Raw genomic sequence first — 22,553 nt, 5'->3', positions numbered from 1 at the left:
GCTTTTCTCACTGTCCGAGCACTAGCGCCCAGTAATGGTTGTAGGCCCCGTTGGCATCGGCGCGGGCGAGGCCAATTTTCCTCGCCTGGGGCATCAGCAGGTTGTCGTTGTGCGGGGGAGAATTCTTCCAGCGCACCACCGCCGCATCGACCGTGGAGGAGCCCGCCGTCAGGTTCTCGGCGGCATAGCCCATGATGCCGAATTCCTTCATGCGACCGTTGAAATCGCCGTGGCTCAGGGCGCCCGCGGCAGCGACCGTCCGCGCCTGATGCTCCGCCGCCTTGTTGAGGGTGTGATCGACCGTGACGGGGCTCAAACCCTTCGACACCCGGTAAGCCGAAATGATCTTGGCCGCGGCCCCCGCGTCGGTCGTCGAGATGGACAGAACCGTATATTTCCCCGTCAGCGACGGCTGGACCGCGCAGCCGACAAGCGCCAGCGCCACAAGAGCGCAGAAGGCAACAATCCGCATTGAAATCCCCTTACGGGCGGCGTTCGAGCGCCGCTCCCCTTGAAAAAGAGACCTTTGGGGGTCATGCATGACCCCCAATCCGAGGCCTTTGCATGCCATGCCCGAGGCCGAGGGTCCAGAATCCTCACCCAAGCTTAGCCGCGTCAGCTGATCGCATGTCCTTAGCCCCGTCATCCCCCCGCGTCGCCATTATCGGCGGCGGACCCGCCGGCCTGATCGCGGCGGAAGTTTTGGGGCAATCCGGGGTCGGCGTGACGGTCTATGACCAGATGCCCTCGGTCGGACGCAAATTCCTCATGGCCGGTCGCGGCGGCCTGAACCTGACGCATTCGGAAGATTTTTTGCGCTTCGTGTCCCGCTATGCGGAGGCAGCGCCGACCTTGCGCCCCTTCCTCGAGGCATTCCGCCCAGAGGACCTGCGCGGTTGGTGCGAAGGGCTCGGCCAAGAAACTTTCGTGGGGTCGAGCGGCCGGGTTTTTCCCAAAACCTTCAAGGCCTCGCCGCTCCTGCGCGCCTGGCTGCGGCGGCTGGAAACCCTCGGTGTCCGCTTCGCCCTGCGCCATCGCTGGCGGGGCTGGGACGCGCAAGGCCATCTGATTTTCACCGATTCGGCCGGGAAAGCCATCACCGATGCGCCCGACGCCACCATCCTTGCGCTCGGCGGGGCAAGCTGGCCGCGTCTGGGCTCGGACGCCGCCTGGGAGCCCTGGCTGAAAGAGCACGGCATCGCGGTGACACCGATGCGCCCCTCCAACATGGGCTTCACGCTTCCCTGGTCCCATGTGATGCGGGAACGCTTTCAGGGCGAGCCCTTGAAACGTATCGCGCTGACCTTCGAGGGCCGCACCATGCGCGGCGAGGCCATCGTGACGACAGATGGAATCGAAGGCGGCGCGATCTATGCCCTCTCAGCGCCCTTGCGCGAGGCGATTGCGGAAAAAGGCAGCGCCACCCTCCATATCGACCTGCGGCCCGACCTGTCCGTGGAAGCTTTGGCGCAAAAGCTCTCGGCCCCGCGAAAAGGCCAATCCGCCTCCACCTTCCTGCGCAGGGCGGTTTCCCTCTCCCCGGTCATGATCGCTCTGCTGCGCGAAGCCTCGCACACCCTGCCGAGCGAACCCGCCGCGCTGGCGCAGCTCATCAAGGCCGTGCCGCTGACGCTGACCGGCGTAAAGCCCCTGGACCGGGCGATCTCGACCGCAGGCGGGGTGGCGCTCACCGAAATCGACGATCATCTCATGCTGCGCCGCCTGCCCGGTGTGTTCGTGGCGGGCGAAATGCTCGATTGGGAGGCCCCGACTGGCGGTTATCTTCTCCAGGCGGCCTTCGCCACCGGCGTTGCTGCGGCAAAGGGCGTGTTGGAAACCTTGAAGATTCCAGCATCCGCATTGACCGGAACCGCCGGCTCGGCCACACCGCACCCGTGACCAACCCGCGCCAGATTCTCCACGATGTCTTCGGCTTCTCCTCGTTCCGCGAGGGGCAGGAGGAGATCGTGCGCGCCGTCCTCAACGGCGAGGACGTGCTCGCCATCATGCCGACGGGTGCTGGCAAGTCGATGTGTTATCAGCTGCCGACGCTGGCGCGGAACGGCCTCACCCTCGTCGTGTCGCCGCTCATCGCATTGATGCGCGATCAGGTGGCAGCGTTGCGCCATTTTGGCATCGAGGCGGGGAGCCTCAACTCCGCCAACGACGCGGAAGAAAACCGCCGCGTGGCGGATGCCGTGCGCGAAGGGCGGATGCGCCTGCTCTACGCCTCGCCCGAACGCCTCGCTAATACCGGAACGACGGAATGGCTCGCGCGCTCCGGCGTCAATCTTCTCGCCATCGACGAGGCGCATTGCGTCTCGCAATGGGGACATGATTTCAGGCCCGAATATGCGTTGCTCGGCGAAGTGCGCCGCCGCCTCGGCGGCGTGCAGACCATCGCGCTCACCGCCACCGCCGATGTGGCAACGCGCGGCGACATCGTCGCGCGCCTGTTCGAAACAGAGCCGCGCCTCTTCATCCACGGTTTCGACCGGCCGAATTTGCGCCTCGCCATGCAGGCGAAGGAAAACACCAAGCGCCAGCTCTTCACGTTTCTCGACAAACACCGGCACGAGAGCGGCATCGTCTATTGCTCGTCACGTAACGCGACGGAAAAGCTCGCTGACGGCTTGAGTCAGGCAGGTTATCGCGCGCTTCCCTACCACGCCGGGATGGCGCAACAGGACCGCGCCAAGAACCAGGACATCTTTTTGCAGGAAGACGGCATCGTGATGGTGGCGACCGTCGCCTTCGGCATGGGCATCGACAAGCCCGACGTGCGCTTCGTCGCTCACGCCGCTTTGCCGAAATCCATCGAGGCCTACTACCAAGAGATCGGCCGCGCGGGCCGCGACGGCGCACCTGCCGACACGCTCACCCTCTACGGCCTCGACGACATGCGCCTGCGGCGTTCGCAGATCGAGGACGGCGACGCATCGGAAGAGCAGAAGCGCGTCGAGCGCCAGCGCCTCAACGCGCTCGTCGCGCTCTGCGAAGCACCACGTTGCCGCCGCCAGACGCTGCTCGCCTATTTCGGCGAAACGGCGGAGCCGTGCGGCAATTGCGATCTGTGCATCGACGGCATCATGTCCTTCGACGGCACCATCGAGGCGCAAAAACTCCTCTCTGCCATCGTGCGCACTGGCGAGCGCTTCGGCACGGAACATCTCATCAGCATTATTGTCGGCGAAGACACGGAATCGATCCGCCGCTTCGGCCACGACAAGCTGAAAACCTTTGGCGTCGGCGCCGACCGCTCCAAGACCGAATGGCGTTCGCTCTTACGCCAGATCTACGCCGCCGGCCTCGTTTCGCTCGAACTCTCCGAATACGGCCGCTGGACCATCACCGATCAGGGCATCGCCGTGCTCAAAGGCCAGGAGCGAATCGAACTGCGCGCCGACGTGCTGATGAAGCCGCGCGAGCGCCGCCGCAGACGCTCCGCGCTGGAAGCGCAGTCCGTGGTGCCGGGCGATGACCCGCTGCTTATGGACCTCAAAGCGTTACGCACGAAGCTCGCGAAGGAGGAGGGTGTGCCGGCCTATGTCATCTTCTCCGACCGCAGCCTCATCGACATGGCCGCCAAGCGCCCGACCTCCCCTAACGCCTTCGGTGAAATCCACGGTGTCGGCCAGGCCAAGCTCGACCGCTACTCGGAGGCGTTTCTTGATGTGCTGAGAGCGCACGCGGCCTGACGATACGCACGAAAAAGGGGCCCATTGGGCCCCTTTAAACAGTCAAGCTGAAACAGCCTTTAGGCCGAAGCCTGGATCCACTTGGACAGGTCGCCCTTGGGCGCCGCGCCGACTTTCTGGGCCACAACCTTGCCACCCTTGAACATCATCAGCGCCGGAATCGAGCGAATGCCGAACTGCGAGGCGATCTGCGGGTTCTCGTCCACGTTCACCTTCGCGATCTTCACCTTGCCGGCCATCTCGTTGGAAATCTCTTCCAGAGCCGGGCCGATCATGCGGCAGGGACCGCACCATTCTGCCCAGAAATCGACCACGACGGGCTCGGAGGAATTCAGGACGTCCTGCGAGAAGCTCGCGTCAGTCACCTTCATGGTCGCCATCACATCACCTTTGTTGGCTTAAATTTTAGCGCGACCCACATCGCGAGCCGCATCTTGATGGGTGCAACTTAAGAACCGCTTGATGCGGAATCAAGCGAGGGTGGCTCCGCCTCACGCTGCTTTGATAAGCGTGAGCGCCGTTTCAAGCTCCGGTTCCAGCACCTCGTGGATCACCGGCCCGGAGGTCCAGACCAGAAAAGCGCGAACCTTTTTCCCGGGATAGATATCCTTGAGCAGCGCCCGATAGAGGGCAAGCTGGGCCACATAAGCCTTGGGTGGCGGCGCGCCGGGGCGGGGCGAGCGCGCGGTGGTCTTGAAATCCGCAACCAGCACTTCGTCATCCCGCACCGCCAGCCGGTCGATCTGACCGGAGACCATGACGGGGCCTTCCGCCGTCTCGATTCGTCCGGCAATGGGCGCTTCCGCGCGGGAGCCCTCACCGAAGAGCGCCGCCAGCGCCTCGTGGCTCAAGACGTTCAGCGCATTGGCGATGACCGCCTCCCGCAGATCCTCGCGCAGGCGTGGGGCACGGGCTGTCACATAGGCGCGCGCCATGGCCTCGCGCCGCGCGGGCGGCAGGCCGGGAAGGCGCTCGAGCAGCGCATGGACCAGCGTGCCGCGCAGCCGCGCATCGGGCGCATAAGGCCCGTCGCCGGGACGCGCCATGCGTTCCGCCGCCCCAAGGGCGCTGGAGGGCCGAATCGGTGGCAGCGGCTCGGGCTCTGGGCGAACGGGACGGGTGAGCCAATCGGGCAGCTCGAGCGAATCGGTGGCGACCTCATCGGCCTTGGCCGCAGGCCGAACGAGCGGCGTGCCGTCGCGCCAGAGCGCGATGGGGCCGTAAGGCGCCTCCTCCTCTTCCAGCCCGCCCGCCTTGTCCGCCAGCGCGACGCGAATCATTTCGCCCCAGGCCTCCGGCGGCGGCGCCTCCTTGCGGCTCGTCAGAAACGGCGCGATCACTAGACGGTCCTTGGCGCGGGTCATGGCGACGTAGAGCAGGCGGTTGTGCTCCTCCAGCGCCTTGGCGTGCAGCGCATCACGCGCCTGCCCCATCGCGCCCGAATCAGCGTTCTTGCCGGAAGACCAGACGGGGATGGTTTCGCCGTTGCGGGAGGCAAGCGGCAGAAGCGCCGGGTCGCGCCCCAAAACCTCGCTGCCGTCGATGAGGATGACGATGGGCGCTTCAAGCCCCTTGGCGCCGTGCACCGTCATCACCCGCACCTCGTTATTCACCGAATCGAGATCGCGCTTGATGGTGTGCTGTGCCGATTCGAACCGGTTGAGGAAGATGGTGAGCGAGGGCGTTTCCGCCATCTCGGACTGATGCGCGAAGGTGAGAAAGGCATCGATCGCATCGCCCGCCTCGCTCCCCAGCCGCGCCACGAGACGCAAACGTCCCTGCATGGGGCCGAGCAGCGTCGCGAAAAAGCCGAAGGGGCCGTGCGTGGTCGCAAGCGCACGCCATTGCTGCAACGCGTCGAGCCCGCGCTGTGCAGCCGCACCGCCCATCTCGGCGTGCTTTTCCAGCGCCGCGAGCAACGACTCGTTCTCGCCACGCGGAGCCGCGATGCGAATGAGGTCGTCATCCGTGAGGCCGACGAGCGGCGACTTCAGCGCAGTCGCAAGCGTCAGGTCATCCTCGGGAAGAAGTGCCGCGCGGCCCGCCGCCACGAGGTCGAGCACGGCGATGTGCTCGCCGATATTGAGCCGGTCCGCGCCCGCCACCGGCACGCCCGCTTCCTTCAACGCGCGGATCACCGCTTCGAACGCCGCGCCGCGCTTGCGCACCAGCACCAGCACGTCGCCCGCATTCCACAGACGGCCCGTCTCGTCGCCGCGCGTCGTCCAATGCTTCACCGCGCGCGCGATACGCCGCGCGACGACGACGGGCGGCGCCTGCTGCTCCGGCTCGTCGATGGGCAGAACCCAGGCTTCTGGCTCTTCCTCTTCGGCGGGCGTTTCGAGCGGCCACAATTCTACGACGCCGGGTGTGTTGGGGCGCGCGCTTTCATGCACGGTGCCTACTGCCTTGTCCTCGAAGGACAGGCCTTTGAAATGCCGCTCGACGGCAAAAGTCGCATCCACCGCCGACAACACGGCCTTCGTGGAGCGGAACGACACGGTGAGGCGCACATCCTCGAAGGCGAGTTCGGCTTCGTTCACCTTGCGCGCCCAGACCTGACGACTCGATTCGAATTCCTGCGGCGCCGCGCCTTGGAAGCCGTAGATCGACTGCTTCGGATCGCCCACCGCAAACAGCGTGCGCACGCGCCCACCCTTCGCGCCAAAACCTGCGGTGAAATCCTCCGTGATGCGACGCAGGATGTCCCATTGCTCGGGGTTCGTGTCCTGCGCCTCGTCGACGAGCACATGGTCGATGCCGCGATCGAGCTTATAGAGCACCCACGCCGCATCGCCGCGCGAGAGCAGGTGCAAGGTCTTGTCGATGAGATCCTGGAAGTCGAGCGCGCCGCGCCGCGCCTTTTCCGCATCGACGTGACGGCCGATCTCTTTCGCCAGCGTGAACAGCGCCGCCGTGCGCTCTACCGCGCGCGCGGCCTTTCGTTTGTCGATGAGCGCAGCCACGCGGCTCTGTTCATTCAGAAGCCGCTCCTTCAACAAAGGATCGACCGCCTTCGTGACGAACCGCGATTCGGCGCGTAAGCCCCCAGTGTCGGTGAAGAACAGCGACAGGTAGTGCTCCAGCTGCTCTTCGCGCGTCTCAGCCTCGGCCGCGGCGAGCAGGCAAGCAGCGCGGTCCTGATCGGTCTTCTTGTCGGTGCGAAGCTCTTGCGCAATGGCACGCCATTCCTCCGGCGGCAGGCCATCCTCAAGGATCGCGCGTTCGACCGCTTCGAGCGTCTCGCCGTGAGCGAGGTTCAGAACCTTGCGTAGCTTCGCGATGCCATCCGCATCGTGCAAAAAGTCCTTGCAGCGCAGAGCGGTGTTGAGCGCACCCACCAGCGCATCGCCCGCCGCTTCGACGCTCACGATGTCGAATGAAGCCTTCAGGTGCAGAGAACTGCCGTTCGTCGCCTCCAGTACCTTCTTGGTTGCGTCAGCCAGAATCTCGTTCATCTGGTTTTCGTCGAGCACCGTGAAGCTTGCGGGCACGTTGGCCTCGAAGGGCACGAGGTGCAAAAGCCGTTCACAGAAGGCGTGGATGGTATCTATCTTCAAGCCGCCCGGCGTCTCGACCGCGCGGGCGAAGAGCGTGCGCGCCAGCCGCACCTGTTCGGGCGAGGGGCGTTCGCCTTCGAGCTGCGTGAGTTCCGCAATCAGGCTCTCATCATCGAGCGTCACCCATTTGCCCAGGCGCTCGAACACGCGGATCGCCATGTTGGCGGCGGCGGCCTTGGTGAAAGTTAGACAGAGAATGCGTCCCGGCGGCGAGCCGGAGAGGAGCAAACGCACCACGCGGTCGGTCAACACCTTCGTCTTGCCCGCACCCGCATTGGCGGACACCCAGGCCGAGGCGCGCGGATTCGCAGCGCGACGTTGCGCTTCGCTGGTGTGGCGCGGAACGACGAGATCGTTGCTCATTCGCCGCCCTCCCCGCCATTGGCCAGCGACCATTCCTTGACACGGGCGAGATGGTCATAGTCCGAAAAGCGCCGCGCATACTTTGCGAAAGGCCGCGAGACGTAAGCCGACTCGCCCTTCGCGAAGCGCGCGATCATGCCCTCGAAGCGGCGGCGATGTTCTTCCACGATCTCGGCGACGCTGCGCGTCTCGTCGCGTCCCGGCTTGATTTCACGCGGCTTCATCGGATCGCGCCCGCCGGTCGTGTGGAGATAGAGAAGATCCGGCGCTTCTTTCGCCGTCGGCATGTCCTTGAACGCGCCCTTCATCAGCATCATCGCTTCCAGCGTGAGCTGCGGCGAGAAGCCGGCATAGACTTCCTTCACGCCCGGCGGCTGGCCGGTCTTGAAGTCGATGATGGTGAACCCGCCGTCGCGCCGCTGTTCGATCCGGTCGGCACGGGCGCGCAGGGTGAAGAACGATCCATCCGCAAGCGGGATCGCAAGCTTGCCGGAACGCTCGGCGAAAACCTCTGCGAGATCGGGACGTCGCCCCTCTTCCCACATGATGAAAGCCGTGGCGAGCCGCTGGAAACGCGGCCACCACTCCGCATAGAGTTCCGGAAACGCCTTTTTGGTTCCGGCGAATGCGTCTTCACCGCGCTTGATCAACTCATCAAGAGCGGCCGCGGGCATCACCCTCGGATGCGCCTGCCCAAAGCCGCCGAGCACGTCATGAATAATCGTGCCACGATCCGCAGCACTCGGTGCGACCGCAACCGCATCGAGCGCATCGAGCTTGAGAATATGCCGCGCGAAGATCGCATAAGGATCGCGCACGAGCGTTTCGATTTCTGTCACACTGAGGCTGCGCGGAAACAGCTTTGGATCGGGCTTCGGACGCGGGCGCGGCAGCGGCGGCGTGGGCGCAGGCGTATCGAGGTGGCGCGCGAGGCGGCGATAGCGGTCGCCCGCCTTCACCCTCTCCGCCCAGATCGCCTCGCCGGTAAAAGCCTTTAGCCGTTGCAAGAACCGCGAAGGAACCATGGGTGAACCGTCGCGCTTCTGCGCGCGAGTGATGACCACATCATGCGTGCCGAGCGCCTGCACGAAGTCGTGCGCGGTCTGGCCGATGCGTCGCTCCGGCGGCGCAAGGCCCACGCGGGCGCGCATGGGGCGGTTGAGGAACGCATCCGTCACCGTGCGCGGCGGCCATACACCTTCATCCAACCCGCCGAGCACGACGCGATCCACCGAGAGAAGGCGCGCTTCGAGCAGGCCCAGAATCTTGAGGCGGCGATGGGTGGAACGTGGCGAGGGGCTCAAGCTCCGCTGCTTGGTGAGCACGGTAAAGAAGGCGGGATAATCGCTGAACCCGCCCGCGATGCCCTCAACCTGCGACAGCATGAGATCATCGAACAGACCCGCCAGCGCCTCGCCCGATCCGTCATCGCCCGCGAGCATCTCGCCCTCAGGCAAAGTGCACAACATCTCGACCGTGCGGCAATGCTCTTCCGGCAGCGCCATGAGATCGGTCGTATCCTCGCGAAGGGCCAAGAATCCCAGAAACGCCGCATCCAACCGTTCCAGCAGCTCATCCGCCAAATCCCAATCGGCGGGGGTGAGGCGCTTTTGCGGGCGCGGCGCGCGGAAATCAGGCTCGGCGCGGCGGGTGGCGAGTGCCTCGCGCAATCCGCCGATGCCTTCAGCCGGAGCAGGACCACGCAGGACGCCGATTTCGAGAATGCTCGCCGCCCGCTCCACGGTAGCGCGCGGCCAACCGAGGCGCACGAGGGGATGGGCGAGAAGACCCAGGAGCCCCACAAGGTCCAGATTGTCCGCCGCCGCCTCGGCCACCAGGCGCGCGAGACGTCCGGCGGGCGTGTCAGCGAGCATCATGCCGGCGGAATCTTCCACGCCGACATCCCAGCGCGCGAGTTCCGCCGTCACGCGTGCGGCAAGCGTCCGATCAGGCGTGATCAAAGCGGCCGTGCGATCCGGGTGGCTCAATGTTTCGCGCAGCGCAACGGCGATGGAAAAGGCCTCTTCACGCTCGTCCACGGCATCGATCACGGTCAGGCTCGCACAACCTGCATCGCTCAAGGCGATCCGGTCCTCGGATGAGAGAAGCGACCAGCGATCCGTGGTCGCGGCCGGGCGCAAAGCCTCCGAGAGCAGACGCGCGCGCGCCTTGCCTGCATCGCTCGCTTCACCGAGCACGGAGACAGCAGAGCGCGTGACGCGCAGATGTCTGTCGAGTAGACGGCGCAGCACGGCCTGCGGGTGGCTGTGCACCGGGTCCATCTCATCATCGCCCGTTCCGGCGATGGTGGTCCAGCTGTCCTCGTCGAGATCGGTGTCGAGACCGGGCAACACCACCGCGCCGTTCGGTAGGCGCGCGATGGCGGCCATGAGGTTTGCGGTCGCGGGCACGGAGCCGGTTGAGCCCGCGACGATGAGCGGCTTCGTGGGTCGCTCACGCGTGATGCGCTTCGCCTCCGCTTCGAGCAGCGCTTGGCGCCGCTGCGCGGGATCACTCGCCTGCCGCTCCTGCAGAATCATCGGCCAGTTTTCGCTGGCGATCTGCACAAACTGGCGGGTGAGTTCGAAATATTGCGAATAATCCGCATCGACTGCGAGATTGAGCGCGTGCCAATCGATGCCTTCCGTCGTGAAGGCATCCATCAGCGTTTCGAGATCGCCCGCGAGATTGACGGCGTCCGCAGGCGACGCCGGCACCAAGAAAGGCACGCCGGGACCAAGCTGCAGCAGCGCGCGGTCCACCTGTTTCGACCAGAGCTGCACCAGCCGCGTGAAGATGAGGCGGCGCTCCAGCTCCGGAATCGGCGGCTTCAGAGACGCAGCCCCTTCGAGCGGCGTGCCTTCCAGGCCGGTCAACTCGAATTCGGCCTGATCCGTTTCCCCCAAGGGGACGATGCGCGGCAGGAGTTGCGCTCGCCCATCGCCGCGTTCTGCCAGCAGTGCGATCAGCGCACGCGCCGCGCGGCGAGTGGGGACATAGATGGTGATGTCGGCGAGTGCCGCGGGATCGTCCGGCAGCGGGCCGACGAGACGGCCGTCGATGAGCGCATCCACCAGCACCGGCAGAAATTCGCAGCCGGAGGGAATGGAAAAGACGCGCGCCTCGCGTGACGCCATGCTTACGCCCGCATCAGATCGGGTGCGCGGCTGCGCGCCAGACACTCTTCTGCTTCCACAATCGCGTGCGGTTCGCCGACGTGAAGCCATTGGCCATCGAGAGGCATTCCGAACAAGCGGCTTTTGGCAATCGCGCGGTCATAAAAAAAGTTCGCGGAGAACGGCCCTTCCGGCGTATCCGCCACGAGGTCCGGCTTCACGATGGCGACGCCCGCATAGACGAAGGGCGCGCTCACATCTGTTCCACGACGACGCAACCGCCCATCCGCATCGCGGTGAAAATCGCCGTTGCCCTCATAGCCGACGCTCGTTTCGCGCGGGGCGACGAGCATGAGAATGTCCATCCGCTCCGGGTCCCAGGCCGCAACGAGGCGGGCGAGGTTCGGCTCCTCGCCTTCGATCCAGATCGAATCCGAATTGAACGTGATGAAGGGCTTTTGGCCTAAAATCGGCAGCGCCATTTTCACCCCGCCGCCGGTTTCCAGAACCTCGGCGCGTTCGTCCGAAATCACGATGCGCGGCGCGGTGCGGTGGCGCAGATGCGCTTCGAGCATGTCAGCGAAATGGTGTACGTTTACCACCACCGTTTCCATGCCGATTTCATCCAACCGGTCGAGGGCGAAGTCGATCAGCGTTTTGCCTGCGACGCGGACCAGGGGCTTAGGCATGGTCGCGGTGATGGGTAGCATGCGCTTGCCCAATCCTGCGGCGAGAACGATGGCGGTTTTGGGCGGGGATGAATGGGGCACGGGATCGGCTCAAGGCGCAGGGGGCGGATCGTCCGCGTGGGGGATGAGGCGAGGCAGGTAGCTCTCGTACCAGACCTTGAGCTTCGCCAAGGCCGGGTGGGCGAGATTGCGGATGAGGTAGTTTTCTATCCGAGGCAGATGCTTGAGGTAATGCGGCTTGCCATCGCGCCGGTCGAGGCGGGCGAAGATGCCCAAAATCTTCGTGGAGCGCTGCGCGCCCATGATCGCATAGGCCCGGGCGAATGCCGCCACGTCGAAATCGGGCTCCACCGCCTTGCGCTCGCGGGCATAGAGGCCGATCAGCCTCAGTTCGAGTTCGGGCGGCACGGTCACGCGCGCATCCTGCAACAGGGAGGCGACGTCATAAGCCGGCGATCCCAGCACCGCATCCTGAAAATCGATGAGGCCGACGCGCTGGAGGCCTTCGCGTTCAGGCAGCCAGATCAGGTTGGGCGAGTGATAGTCGCGCAAAGTCCAGGTGGTGGGCCCTGCCAGAATTTCTCCCAGCGCCTCGGTCCAGAGATTGACGAACTCCGCCCGCGCGGAGCCGGAAAGCTGCGTGCCGATGATGTGCGGCACATACCAATCCGCCAAAAGCTCCACCTCGATCAGAAGCGCTTCGAGATCGTAAGGCGGGATGGCGTGGTCGACGCCATCGGCAACAGGCAGAACCTGCGGCAGCGTCGTGCCGTGGAGTTTCACCAGAACGCGGGTCGCTTCCGCATAGCGGTCCGGAATCGGGCCGTTGTCATCGACGACCGACTCGCTGCCGAGATCCTCGATCACCAGAAGTCCGACATCGAGATCCTCGCCGTAGATCTGCGGCGCGCTCAAACCCAGCGCGCGCAGGCCCTTATCCATGGCGACGAAGGCGTGCACCGTCTCGGCGAGCTTCGCGATGGTCGTATAAGGCTTGCCTCGACGCACCGCGGGCCCCACCGGGCGCGGCGGCGAAATCATCAGAAGCGCCGTCTCGCCATCGGGCTTCACGAGACGCTCGTAGGAGCGGATCACAGACGCGTCGCTCGGCATCGGCAGGCGGGCAGCATCCTGCCAGCCGCTGCGCATGACAAGGGTCTGGAATGCTTTGAGCCGCACGAGGCGGGACGCGAAGCCGCCCATGCCGGTGAGCGTCGCAATGCGTCCTCCGCCCGGCGTGATGTCGAGATGAATGTCGAGCCGCTCGATTTTGAGCGCATCGTCCGCGCGCTCCGGCCATTCGACGAGCGTGACGGCATTTTCCGTCATCTCCTCCCAGCCCAGCTCGGTCAACTCATATCCGCCGGAGAGGCGATAGAAATCCGCGTGCACAATGGTATAGCGCGCGCTCTCATAAACCTGCATCAGCGTGAAGGTCGGGCTCGGCACCTCGAGTTCGGCATCGCCCGCGAGCGCACGCACCAGCGCGCGCGCAAAAGTCGTCTTGCCCGCGCCGAGGCCGCCGGAGAGCGTCACGAGATCGCCGGGGCGCACCTCCTCCGCGATGACGTGCGCGAGATGCTCGGTCGCATCCTGATCGGGCAGCGTCACGATCCAGAAGGGTTGCAAATTGTGGTCCCCAGACACGGGGGTCGATCCATTCACCATCGTTGTTTCTATTCGGCGGCCAGCGGGGGCGCCGCATTGCGCGCGGAACGCCCGTCGAAGGGCGTTTCCTGCCTCTCATTAGGGAAAATACAGGTCACCGTGGTTCCTTGCCCCGGTGCGGATGACAGTTCGACACGCCCGCCATGCAGTTCCACGAAGGAGCGCACGATGGCAAGCCCTAAGCCCACGCCGCGATGACGCGTGCCGAGCGTGTGGCTCTCGAAACGCTCAAAGACACGCGCCTTGATCTCAGGCGGCATGCCGCGCCCCTGATCCTGCACGTCAAAGATCACCTCGCCGCCGATCTTTTGGGCACGGACGCGGATCGTCTGCCCCGGCGCAGAGAAGCCCACGGCGTTGGACAAGAGGTTGAACAGGACCTGCCGCACGCGCTTGCCGTCGGCGACGAAGGAGCCGATGTCGTCGGGCGCATCGATGGTGACGAGAAGCGCGGATTCCGCGAGCCGGTCTTCCAGCCCGCGCATGGCGGCCTCAATCGTAGAGCGGATATCGACGATCTCCGGCACCAGCTCCAGCGAGCCGGTGTCGATGGAAGCGAGATCGAGAATGTCGTTGAGCATCGCGAGCAGGGCTGCCGCCGAGCGCGTGATGTGATCGGTATATTCGCGCTGGCGCGGATTGAGCGCGCCCATGGATTCATCACCCAGAAGCTGCGTGAAGCCGATGACATTGGTGAGCGGCGAGCGCAGCTCATAAGAAACATGGTGCACGAAATCGTCGCGCAGGCGCGAGGCGCGCTCCAGTGCCTCGTTGCGCTCGGTGAGCGCACGTTCCACATTGACACTTGCGGTTACGTCGATGAAGGTCAGGAGCGTCGCACCATCGGGCAGCGGCTGCGCGGTGCAGTCGAGCGCCGTGCCGTCGTTCCGCTCCATGCGGCAGCTCAAACCCATGCGCATATCGGCCAAGCCCGCCACTGCGCCGCGAATGTCGATCCACGCCTCTTCCTGCGGCGCCAGCAGGCGGCCCGCCTTGATGATGGCATCGATATGCGGATGCTCGGCGACGAGATCCGCCGACAGGTTCCACATCTCCGCGAAGGCGCGGTTGTGCAGCTTGAGGCGTCCGTCCGAGCCGAACACGGCGACGCCTTCCTTCAACGTGTCGAGCGTTTCGCTCTGCACTTGCGTCAGCGCGTTGACCTGCGATTCCAGCTCGAAGCGCTCGCTGACGTCGTCGAACAGATACGTCACGCCGCCTTGCGGGTTGGGATTAATGACGACGCGGATTGTGCGGCGATCCGGCAGGTGCCACCAGGTCTCGCTCTGCTCGACCGAATGATAGCCGTTGAGAAAATCCGCTTTCCACGCGCGGAAATCCGCCTGCTCTGGCAGCTTACGCGCGGTGCGCAGGCGGTCGAGCACTTCGCTGTCCGTTGGGCGCGAGGCGAGAAACGCGGCATCGAGCCCCCACAGGCGCTGATAGGCGGCATTGCTGAAGATCAGATGCTGCGACCCGTCGAAGATCGCGACCGCCGTGGGCAATTGGTCGAGCGTGCGCACATGCGCGTTCATCTGCCGCTGCAGATCGGTTCTCACCGATTCCAGTTCCGACACATCGACCGCGATGCCCGCGCTACCGCCTGCGGTCGGGCGCTCGACCACGTCGAGCACGGAGCGCTGCCCCGCCGTGACCGCGGTGACGCGAGCGGAATAAGGCGCGCCGGTCGTGCGCTGGCGGGTGGATTCGTTGCGCGTGTGCTGGTCCAGCAATTCGAGCGAGCGGGCGATGGCGTCGTCGATATCGGTTGCCTCCACCGCGCGCAGATAGGACTGGTTCGCCCACACAAGCTTGTCCTGCGCATCGCGGATCCACAGCGGATAGGCGACGGAGTCGAGCAGCATGGTCATGGAGCGAAGGTCGCTGCGCGCAGCGGCGAGATCGGCGCGGGCGTTCAGAAGCTCGGCGCGGTCGCCGGTGACATCGCGCAGCCGCAAAATCGCACGGCCGCCGATGGTGCGGCCCTCCACTGCGATAAAGCGCTGATCGAGGCTGCGCGCTGTCAGCCGAAAAGCCTCGCCGCGCTGTTTGAGCTGTTCCAACGCGGTGTCGATGGCACCGGCATCGCCGGCCGCAAGCCATGCGCCGAAGGCCAGCGCGCGCTTCGCCGTCGCGCCTTCCGCAACGATGGAGGGATCGCCTTCGAAACGCGGCTCGCTGTCCCGGCCCTGCCAGCTCACCAGCAATTGCCGCTCGGACCCCATGAGAAGAGCGGCGAGATCGTCCGCACCGCGCAAGGCGCTGAGTTCCGCCCGCAGCGCGCGCTCGCGCCGCGCGGACTGGCGTTTCTGGCGCAGCAGCAGCAGTGCAGCCGCCGTCGAAAAGGCCACGAGCCCCATGGAGAGGCCGAAATAGGAGGCGTTGTGCAGGTCGAGATTGCGCAGCGCGGCGAGGATATCCTCGGCCCTTTCGCGCAGAACGGGCAGCGACGGAAGGGACGGAAGGGTGAAGTCGGCGGCCAGCGCCGGCCGGGAGGTGCCGGCCAGCAGGGCGAGGGTCAGAGGCGCGCGGACCTTGGCGAGAAGGTCTCCCGCCCGGCGCTTTCCGCCATCGTGACACTGCCTATGCGGGGCCATGCCGCGCTGTCCTTCCCAATCTCTCGCTGCCCTCAAAAACGAGAGCCAAAATCGTCGAGCCCAACCGGTCGCTCACGACGCGGCGAAAGGCCTTTACTCAACACATGAACGGAATGCCGGCACCGCTTTACAAACTCAATCGACCGGCCGAATCGCGTTCACCATAGACTAGCGAAGACTCCGCCAGGAAGAGGGTTAAGGTCTCGTTAAGCGTTGTCTGGAGAACCTGTGCACAAGGTGTTGATACACCTTGCATAAGATGTGGCTTGAACTGGTGGCGCGCGTGTTCCCTCCCGCGTTCGGGGAAGGTCAGGGTTGGGGGTGGTTCGACTGAGTGATGCGGCATTTTTCAGATAAGCCCTGAGCCCCGTCCGCGCCTTCTTGTTCCTCTCAGCACTCCGACTTGCACCCCCTAGCCCCTCCCGACAAGGGAAAAGGGGACGGGAGGCGTCGCGCCCATTCGCTCGCCACGCCCCAAAAGAAAAAGCCCGGCGAGTGCCGGGCTTTCTCGTGATGGCGCGTGAAGCAGTCAATCAGTAGCGGTAGTGATCCGGCTTGAACGGGCCCTTTTCGCCCACGCCGATATAGGACGCCTGATCGGGGCGGAGCTTGGTGAGCTTCACGCCGATCTTTTCGAGGTGCAGCGAAGCGACCTTCTCGTCGAGGTGCTTCGGCAGCGTGTAGACCTTCTTCTCGTACTTGCCGGCGTTGTTCCAGAGCTCGATCTGGGCGAGCGTCTGGTTGGTGAAGGAAGCCGACATCACGAAGGACGGGTGGCCCATCGCATTGCCGAGGTTCACGAGGCGGCCTTCCGAAAGCAGGATGATGCGGTGGCCGTCGGGGAAGGTGATCTCGTCCACCTGCGGCTTGATGTTGTTCCACTTGAGGTTCTTCAGGCCAGCGACCTGAATCTCGTTGTCGAAGTGGCCGATGTTGCAGACGATGGCCCGATCCTTCATGGCGCGCATGTGGTCGAGGGTGATGACGTCCTTGTTGCCAGTGGCCGTGACGAAGATGTCGGCGCGAGGCGCGGCATCTTCCATCGTGGTCACTTCATAGCCTTCCATCGCGGCTTGGAGCGCGCAGATCGGATCGACCTCCGACACCAGCACGCGGCAGCCGGCCTGGCGGAGCGAAGCGGCCGAGCCCTTGCCCACGTCGCCAAAGCCCGCGACCATGGCGACCTTACCCGCCATCATCACGTCCGTGCCGCGACGGATGCCGTCGACGAGCGATTCACGGCAGCCATAGAGGTTGTCGAACTTCGACTTCGTGACCGAGTCGTTCACGTTGATGGCGGGGAAGAGCAGCTTGCCTTCCTTGGCCATGATGTAGAGACGGTGCACGCCCGTGGTCGTTTCTTCCGACACGCCCTTGATGGACTTGGCGATCTCGGCGAACCAACCCTTCGGCTTTTCCTTCAGCAGGCGCTTGATGAGCGCGAAGAGGACTTCCTCTTCTTCCGCGGCGGGCTTGTCGAGGAACGCCACGTCGCCCTGCTCGGCGCGCAGGCCGAGGTGGACGAGCATGGTGGCGTCGCCGCCGTCGTCCAGGATCATGTTCGGCACGCCGCCGCCATGCCAGTCGAACAGCTTGGCGGTGTAGTCCCAGTACTCCACGAGCGTCTCGCCCTTATAGGCGAAGACCGGGATGCCGGCGGCGGCAATGGCGGCGGCCGCGTGGTCCTGGGTCGAATAGATGTTGCACGATACCCAGCGGATGTCCGCACCGAGATGCTTCAAGGTCTCGATCAGCACGGCGGTCTGGATGGTCATGTGGAGCGAACCGGCGATGCGCGCGCCCTTCAGGGGCTGCTTTGGGCCGTATTCCTCGCGCACGGCCATGAGGCCCGGCATCTCGGTTTCGGCAATCGAGATTTCCTTGCGGCCGAAATCGGCGAGCGAGATGTCTTTGACGATATAATCCTGAGCCATGATGGCCTCTCCGTGCACCCGTGGGGTTTCGATTGGTGCTGTCTCTAGCAGAGAGAGGTCCAGGAGGCAATCAAGATATAAAGATGTCTTTATATGTTTCGCCAACCTTGCCTAACGGCAAAGGTTGAGAGCAAAAAGCCGCATTCACGGGAGGGGCATTGATGTCCGATTTGGCCGAGCAGATTCAGGAATTACAGGAAAAAAGCGAGCGACAGGACCGCTTCAACGGAACAATAGCAATCCTTGTTGCTCTGTTTTCGGCCTTCCTGGCTTTCTCCAAGATCAAGGACGACAATGTCGTCCAAGCAATCCAGAAAGCTCAGATCGACCAGGCGGATTCGTGGAACCAGTATCAGGCCAAGCGGCAGCGCCAGTTTCTGCTCCAGATGGAGGTGCCGCGTATGCAGGCAATGCTGGCTGACGGTGCATTGAAGGACAGCCCCGAGAATCGGGCCCTTCTGGATAGCTGGAAAAAGGAAATCGACCGCTACAGTGGCGAATTGCAGGACCTGACGCGCCAAGCCGCTAATCTCCGGGCCTCGCTTGAGGTTTACAACGACCAGGATGACCTGTTCGATTTTTCCGATGCGTTCCTGACCCTATCCCTTGTGCTTCTGGCGCTCGCCGCTCTCACACGGGTCAAGCCGCTTCTGGCCGGAGCCGTTGCCGTTGGCATGACCGGCGTGGCCTATGGCATTTCGGGCTTTCTGGATTTCACCGCCTTCAAGCCGGCCTGGCTTGGAGCGCTGTTCGGCGCTTAAGGCTTACTCGTCCTCGCCGAACCTGTTCGCGAGCAGATCGCCGATGGCCTGGAGGCAGTTCGGTGCGTCCGGTCCTTTGGCGGTCACGGTAATGGTCGTGCCTTGAGCGGCGGCGAGCGTCAGGAGGCCCATGATGGAGCGTCCACCCACCGTTTCCCCGCAACGGGTCACGGTGACGTCGGATTCGAAGCGCTCGACCGTCTGGACGAACTTGGCCGAGGCGCGGGCATGCAGGCCACGGCGGTTGATAATGGGCAGTTCGCGGACCTCCGCCCCCTCGGGGACAGGTGCCGGGGGACAATCCTGATCGAGGGGCTGATCCATTCTTCTTACTTCCCGGACAGAACGCGCGAGGCGACGTTGATGTACTTTCGCCCGGCTTCCTGAGCGTGGAAGACGGCATCGGTGAGGGATTCCTCATCCCTGACACTGGCGAGCTTGATGAGCATGGGCAGATTGATGCCCGCCACGACCTCGACCGATCCGCCGTTCATGCACGACAGGGCGAGGTTCGAGGGGGTGCCCCCGAACATATCGGTGAGGACCACGACGCCCTGCCCCGAATTGACCCGGCACACGGCGTCCATGATGTCCTTGCGCCGCGTTTCCATGTCGTCGTCGGGGCCGATCGTGATCGTTTCAAGTTGCTCTTGAGGACCCACCACATGCTCAAGCGCGGCTTTGAACTCCGTCGCGAGCAGCCCGTGGGTAACGAGCACCATTCCTATCATAATGTTCCAGGTCCGATCGCTCCGAAGAGCGGAGCCGCTATTTTGTGCACCGCGAAGCTAAGCGCAAGAGCATTGAGAGGAAAACTTCATCACAGTGTCACGACCGTGTCGCAAACACCACTCAAGCGGCCCAGCACGAGGTCCGTTAAGACTGCACCTCTTCGGGACAAAATGCGAGGGAGAACGACGCCACACAAGATGATGGTGGCGTCTTCGGGACCGGGATAGCGCGACGAATCTTCGCACAGGTCGACCACCAGGCGGATCACGGCGGTCTCTTCGAACGGCAGCTTGACGATGCCCGTACCGCGCGCCTCGATGCAGCCGGCAAGCGGCGCAACCGCCGAGGCGAGAAGGCGTCCATGATGGGCGGCAAGCCGCGTGCGGTCATCACTGACCAAACGGCAGAAGCGCCCCTCGCGTCCGGCATGTAACAACATCTCGCGCGCGAGCGTCGATTTTCCCGTTCCCGATTCGCCGCGGATCAGAAGCCCGGCTTCGCCGACAACGACGCAAGTTGCGTGGACGGTTTCAGCCACGCTCACGGCCCGTCACCCTTTGCCCATCCGCCGCCGGCAGGCGGATGATGAAGCGCGCGCCGAGCCGCGTGGGTTCGCCATACTCGTCCGGGGGCCCAAGCCGGTTCTCCGCCCGGATCGTGCCGCGATGGGCCTCGATGATCTGGCGGGAGATGGACAGGCCGAGGCCGGAATTCTGGCCAAAGCCCTGGTCCGGCCGGTCGGTGTAGAAGCGCTCGAAGATCCGGTCGAGCGCATCGGGGTCGATGCCCGGACCGCTGTCCTCGACCAAAACCTCGATCTCCGCCTTGCGACGCCGCAACGTCACCCGCACCGGCTGATCGGGGGGCGAGAAGGAGCGGGCGTTGTCGATCAGGTTGTTGAACACCTGACCGAGACGGTTGTCGTGTCCGCGGATGATGAAGGCATCGCGCGTTTTCGCCTGCCGCTCGATGGCAAGCGCAATGAGTGAATCGTTGGACCGGCGGCGTTCATTGGCCATCGACACCACCGCTTCGAGCAAGCGGACCATGTCCACCGGTTCCGCATCGGCACGGGCTAGCTCCGCATCGAGGCGCGAGGCGTCGGAAATATCGCTGATCAGGCGGTCGAGGCGCTTCACGTCATGCTGGATGATCGACATCAGCCGCTTCTGCGAATCCTCGCTGCGGGCGAGCGGCAAGGTTTCGACCGCACTGCGCAGCGAGGTCAACGGGTTCTTCAACTCGTGCGCCACGTCCGCCGCGAAGCTCTCGATGGCGTCGATGCGGTTGTAGAGCGCTTTGGTCATGTCGCGCAGCACGCCGGAGAGGTGGCCGATCTCGTCCGAGCGGTTGGTGAAATCGGGGATCTCCTGGCGGGACTTGGTACCCCAGCGCACCCGCTCCGCCGCCTCCGCCAGCCGCCGCACCGGGCCTGCAATGGCGCCAGCCAGCAACAGCGAGAGGACGATCATCACTGCCGCCGCTACAAGGAACACCTGGAGAAGCGCAAAGCGCTCGGAGGCGATGATGGCGTCGATGTCGCCTTCTTGCGTGGAGAGGAGCAGCACGCCCTGCACGCTGCGGAAACGCTGGATCGGCACCGCAACGGAGACGATGGTTTCGCCGCGCGCATTCACGCGCACCACATTGGCCTGCTTGCCGGCATAGGCTTGCTGGACCTCCGGCAAGGTCTTGCCGTTCGCGGGGCCGGGCTCCTCCAGCACAACCCGATTCTTGCGGCGGAAGAGGCCGCGGATCGCATTCCAGCCGCGCTCCATATAGCTCGTATCCTCCTCCGCGACGGGCGGCGGCAGGTCGAGGCGCAGGATGTCGCCACGGGAATAGAACGTTCTGGAATCGAGAAGGAGCGAGCCCTCGCGGTCGAAGATTCGGGCGCGGGTGCGCGTCGGCGTTATAAGGCGCCGCAGCACGGGCGCGACGCGCTCAGGGTTGATGGAGAATTCGAGGGAGGATTGGTTGTCGTCGTTGAACCGCTCCGTCTCCCCCGCCTGCATCTGAAGCAGCTTGTCCGGATCGATGGTGATGGCGTTGGTGTCCACCGTCGCGGAACTCGCGACGGCGCCGGCGATAATCTCGCCCTGGATCAGGAGGCTCTGCACACGCGCGTCGATCAGGCCCTCGCGGAATTGGTTGAGATAGAGAAAGCCGACGAGAAGCGCGACGAGGCCGCCGAGATTGAGCACCACGATCCGACGCGTCAGGCTGGACGACAGGCGCAGCGAAACCGAGCGGCCGAAACGCTTCAACCGCGCCAGAAACCCACGCGGGGCGGCGTGCTCTTCGCCCTGCGGCTCGACATTGATGAAGTCAGCTTTCATGCCCTTCCCAAGGATGCCGGGCGTCAGCCTTCCTTGAACCGATAACCGACACCGTAGAGCGTCTCTATCATTTCGAAGTTGTCGTCGACAGCCTTGAACTTCTTGCGCAGGCGCTTGATGTGGCTGTCGATGGTGCGGTCGTCGACATAGACCTGATCGTCATAGGCCGCGTCCATGAGCGCGTTGCGGCTCTTCACCACGCCGGGGCGGGTGGCGAGCGCCTGGAGGATCAGGAATTCCGTAACAGTCAGCGTTACCGGCTCGCCCTTCCAGGTGCAGGCGTGGCGCTCCGGGTCCATCGTCAGCTGGCCGCGCTCGAGAGCCTTGGCGTCTGCCTCGCGCGGAGCGGTCTGGTCCTTCGGGGCGAACCGGCGCAGAACGGCCTTCACACGCTCGACCAGTAGGCGCTGCGAGAACGGTTTCCGAATGAAGTCATCCGCGCCCATTTTCAGGCCGAACAGCTCGTCGATCTCCTCGTCCTTGGAGGTTAGGAAGATCACCGGCAGGTCGGATTTTTGGCGCAGGCGGCGCAAAAGCTCCATGCCGTCCATGCGCGGCATCTTGATGTCGAAGATCGCAAGGTCCGGCGGGGCATGCTTCAGCCCATCGAGCGCGGAGGCGCCGTCGGTATAGGTCTGGATCCGGTACCCTTCCGCCTCAAGAGCGATGGAGACCGAGGTGAGGATGTTGCGATCGTCGTCGACGAGAGCGATCGTTGGCATGAACTCTTCCTTGCTTGGCATTTTCCGCAAAGGCGACTTCCTCGAGGGAAAATGCGGCCAATTTAGACTCTTCAGCTCTGTTTTGCTGCGATCGGCAGGCTTGGCCCGGCGATACGGCGGCTCAAAAGTGTGCCCAACTGCGCCTTTCTCATGGCCTAAATAAGGTTCGCAGATACGAAGTACCAGAGGGCCTGCCTTAATCACAGGCTTTTAAAGGCTTGCGGCACAACCGGGGATGAACGGGGGCGGCAGAAAATCGCTCCGAACGCTATTTTGTAGTCGAAGAATCTTAGCCGCGACCCCGAAAGAGGCCTAGCTTGATTTGAAATAGAATGCGATGGAACGACCTCAGTTGACGGTACCGTCGGCTGAAC

General features: G+C 64.2%; 16 protein-coding genes. 3 read left to right on the top strand and 13 right to left on the bottom strand.

Translation table 11 applies throughout. The features are described from left to right. Positions 1 to 7: 7 nt before the first annotated feature. Entirely contained in the window at positions 8 to 472 is a 465-nt protein-coding gene (locus HB375_RS04175) for a CAP domain-containing protein (RefSeq protein ID WP_246728312.1), read from the bottom strand. 155 nt (positions 473 to 627) lie between these two features. On the opposite strand from HB375_RS04175, the gene HB375_RS04170 reads away from it, so the two are divergent. Beyond that, positions 628 to 1,899 carry a BaiN/RdsA family NAD(P)/FAD-dependent oxidoreductase gene (locus tag HB375_RS04170; protein WP_167671661.1) on the top strand — a complete coding sequence of 424 codons (1,272 nt, stop codon included), beginning with the start codon at positions 628 to 630 and terminating at the stop codon, positions 1,897 to 1,899. After that, the gene (recQ, locus tag HB375_RS04165; RefSeq protein ID WP_167671660.1) at positions 1,896 to 3,698 is read left to right on the top strand and encodes a DNA helicase RecQ; all 1,803 of its coding nucleotides are present in this window, start codon (positions 1,896 to 1,898) and stop codon (positions 3,696 to 3,698) included. Before HB375_RS04170 ends, recQ begins: the two co-directional genes overlap by 4 nt. A gap of 59 nt (positions 3,699 to 3,757) precedes the next feature. Here recQ and trxA read toward each other — a convergent pair whose 3' ends face one another. From trxA to ahcY, 7 genes are all read right to left on the bottom strand, one after another. Further along, complete coding sequence (gene trxA / locus HB375_RS04160) at positions 3,758 to 4,078, bottom strand: thioredoxin (RefSeq protein ID WP_167671659.1); 321 nt, start codon at positions 4,076 to 4,078, stop codon at positions 3,758 to 3,760. A gap of 111 nt (positions 4,079 to 4,189) precedes the next feature. After that, positions 4,190 to 7,621, bottom strand: a complete 3,432-nt coding sequence (gene addA, locus HB375_RS04155; RefSeq protein WP_167671658.1) for a double-strand break repair helicase AddA — start codon at positions 7,619 to 7,621, stop codon at positions 4,190 to 4,192. Next, positions 7,618 to 10,758, bottom strand: coding sequence for a double-strand break repair protein AddB (gene addB, locus HB375_RS04150; protein ID WP_167671657.1), 3,141 nt, complete (start codon positions 10,756 to 10,758; stop codon positions 7,618 to 7,620). Before addB ends, addA begins: the two co-directional genes overlap by 4 nt. A gap of 2 nt (positions 10,759 to 10,760) precedes the next feature. Next, entirely contained in the window at positions 10,761 to 11,507 is a 747-nt protein-coding gene (locus tag HB375_RS04145) for a nucleotidyltransferase family protein (RefSeq protein ID WP_167671656.1), read from the bottom strand. A gap of 9 nt (positions 11,508 to 11,516) precedes the next feature. Continuing rightward, on the bottom strand, positions 11,517 to 13,094 hold the full coding sequence (tsaE, locus tag HB375_RS04140) for a tRNA (adenosine(37)-N6)-threonylcarbamoyltransferase complex ATPase subunit type 1 TsaE (RefSeq protein ID WP_167671655.1): 1,578 nt from the start codon (positions 13,092 to 13,094) through the stop codon (positions 11,517 to 11,519). A gap of 8 nt (positions 13,095 to 13,102) precedes the next feature. After that, positions 13,103 to 15,691 carry a sensor histidine kinase gene (locus HB375_RS04135; protein WP_246728311.1) on the bottom strand — a complete coding sequence of 863 codons (2,589 nt, stop codon included), beginning with the start codon at positions 15,689 to 15,691 and terminating at the stop codon, positions 13,103 to 13,105. 533 nt (positions 15,692 to 16,224) lie between these two features. Continuing rightward, entirely contained in the window at positions 16,225 to 17,625 is a 1,401-nt protein-coding gene (ahcY, locus tag HB375_RS04130; protein ID WP_167671654.1) for an adenosylhomocysteinase, read from the bottom strand. Between the two features lie 161 nt (positions 17,626 to 17,786). Here ahcY and HB375_RS04125 point away from each other — a divergent pair, with 161 nt between their 5' ends. Then, on the top strand, positions 17,787 to 18,386 hold the full coding sequence (locus tag HB375_RS04125) for a DUF4337 family protein (protein ID WP_167671653.1): 600 nt from the start codon (positions 17,787 to 17,789) through the stop codon (positions 18,384 to 18,386). 3 nt (positions 18,387 to 18,389) lie between these two features. On the opposite strand, the gene HB375_RS04120 is transcribed toward HB375_RS04125, so the two are convergent. From HB375_RS04120 to HB375_RS04100, 5 genes are all read right to left on the bottom strand, one after another. Continuing rightward, positions 18,390 to 18,710, bottom strand: a complete 321-nt coding sequence (locus HB375_RS04120; protein ID WP_167671652.1) for an HPr family phosphocarrier protein — start codon at positions 18,708 to 18,710, stop codon at positions 18,390 to 18,392. 5 nt (positions 18,711 to 18,715) lie between these two features. Then, positions 18,716 to 19,117, bottom strand: a complete 402-nt coding sequence (locus HB375_RS04115; protein WP_167671651.1) for a PTS sugar transporter subunit IIA — start codon at positions 19,115 to 19,117, stop codon at positions 18,716 to 18,718. 89 nt (positions 19,118 to 19,206) lie between these two features. Beyond that, entirely contained in the window at positions 19,207 to 19,662 is a 456-nt protein-coding gene (locus tag HB375_RS04110) for a serine/threonine protein kinase (RefSeq protein ID WP_167671650.1), read from the bottom strand. Next, positions 19,649 to 21,457, bottom strand: a complete 1,809-nt coding sequence (locus tag HB375_RS04105) for a sensor histidine kinase (protein WP_167671649.1) — start codon at positions 21,455 to 21,457, stop codon at positions 19,649 to 19,651. Before HB375_RS04105 ends, HB375_RS04110 begins: the two co-directional genes overlap by 14 nt. Positions 21,458 to 21,480: 23 nt before the next feature. Continuing rightward, on the bottom strand, positions 21,481 to 22,179 hold the full coding sequence (locus HB375_RS04100) for a response regulator transcription factor (RefSeq protein WP_167671648.1): 699 nt from the start codon (positions 22,177 to 22,179) through the stop codon (positions 21,481 to 21,483). Between the last annotated feature and the right edge of the window lie 374 nt (positions 22,180 to 22,553).

The organism is Microvirga terricola (genome assembly GCF_011777495.1).
GTDB lineage: Bacteria > Pseudomonadota > Alphaproteobacteria > Rhizobiales > Beijerinckiaceae > Microvirga > Microvirga terricola.
Note: the sequence above shows the minus strand (reverse complement) of the source record. Positions and strands in the feature narration are given on the sequence as shown.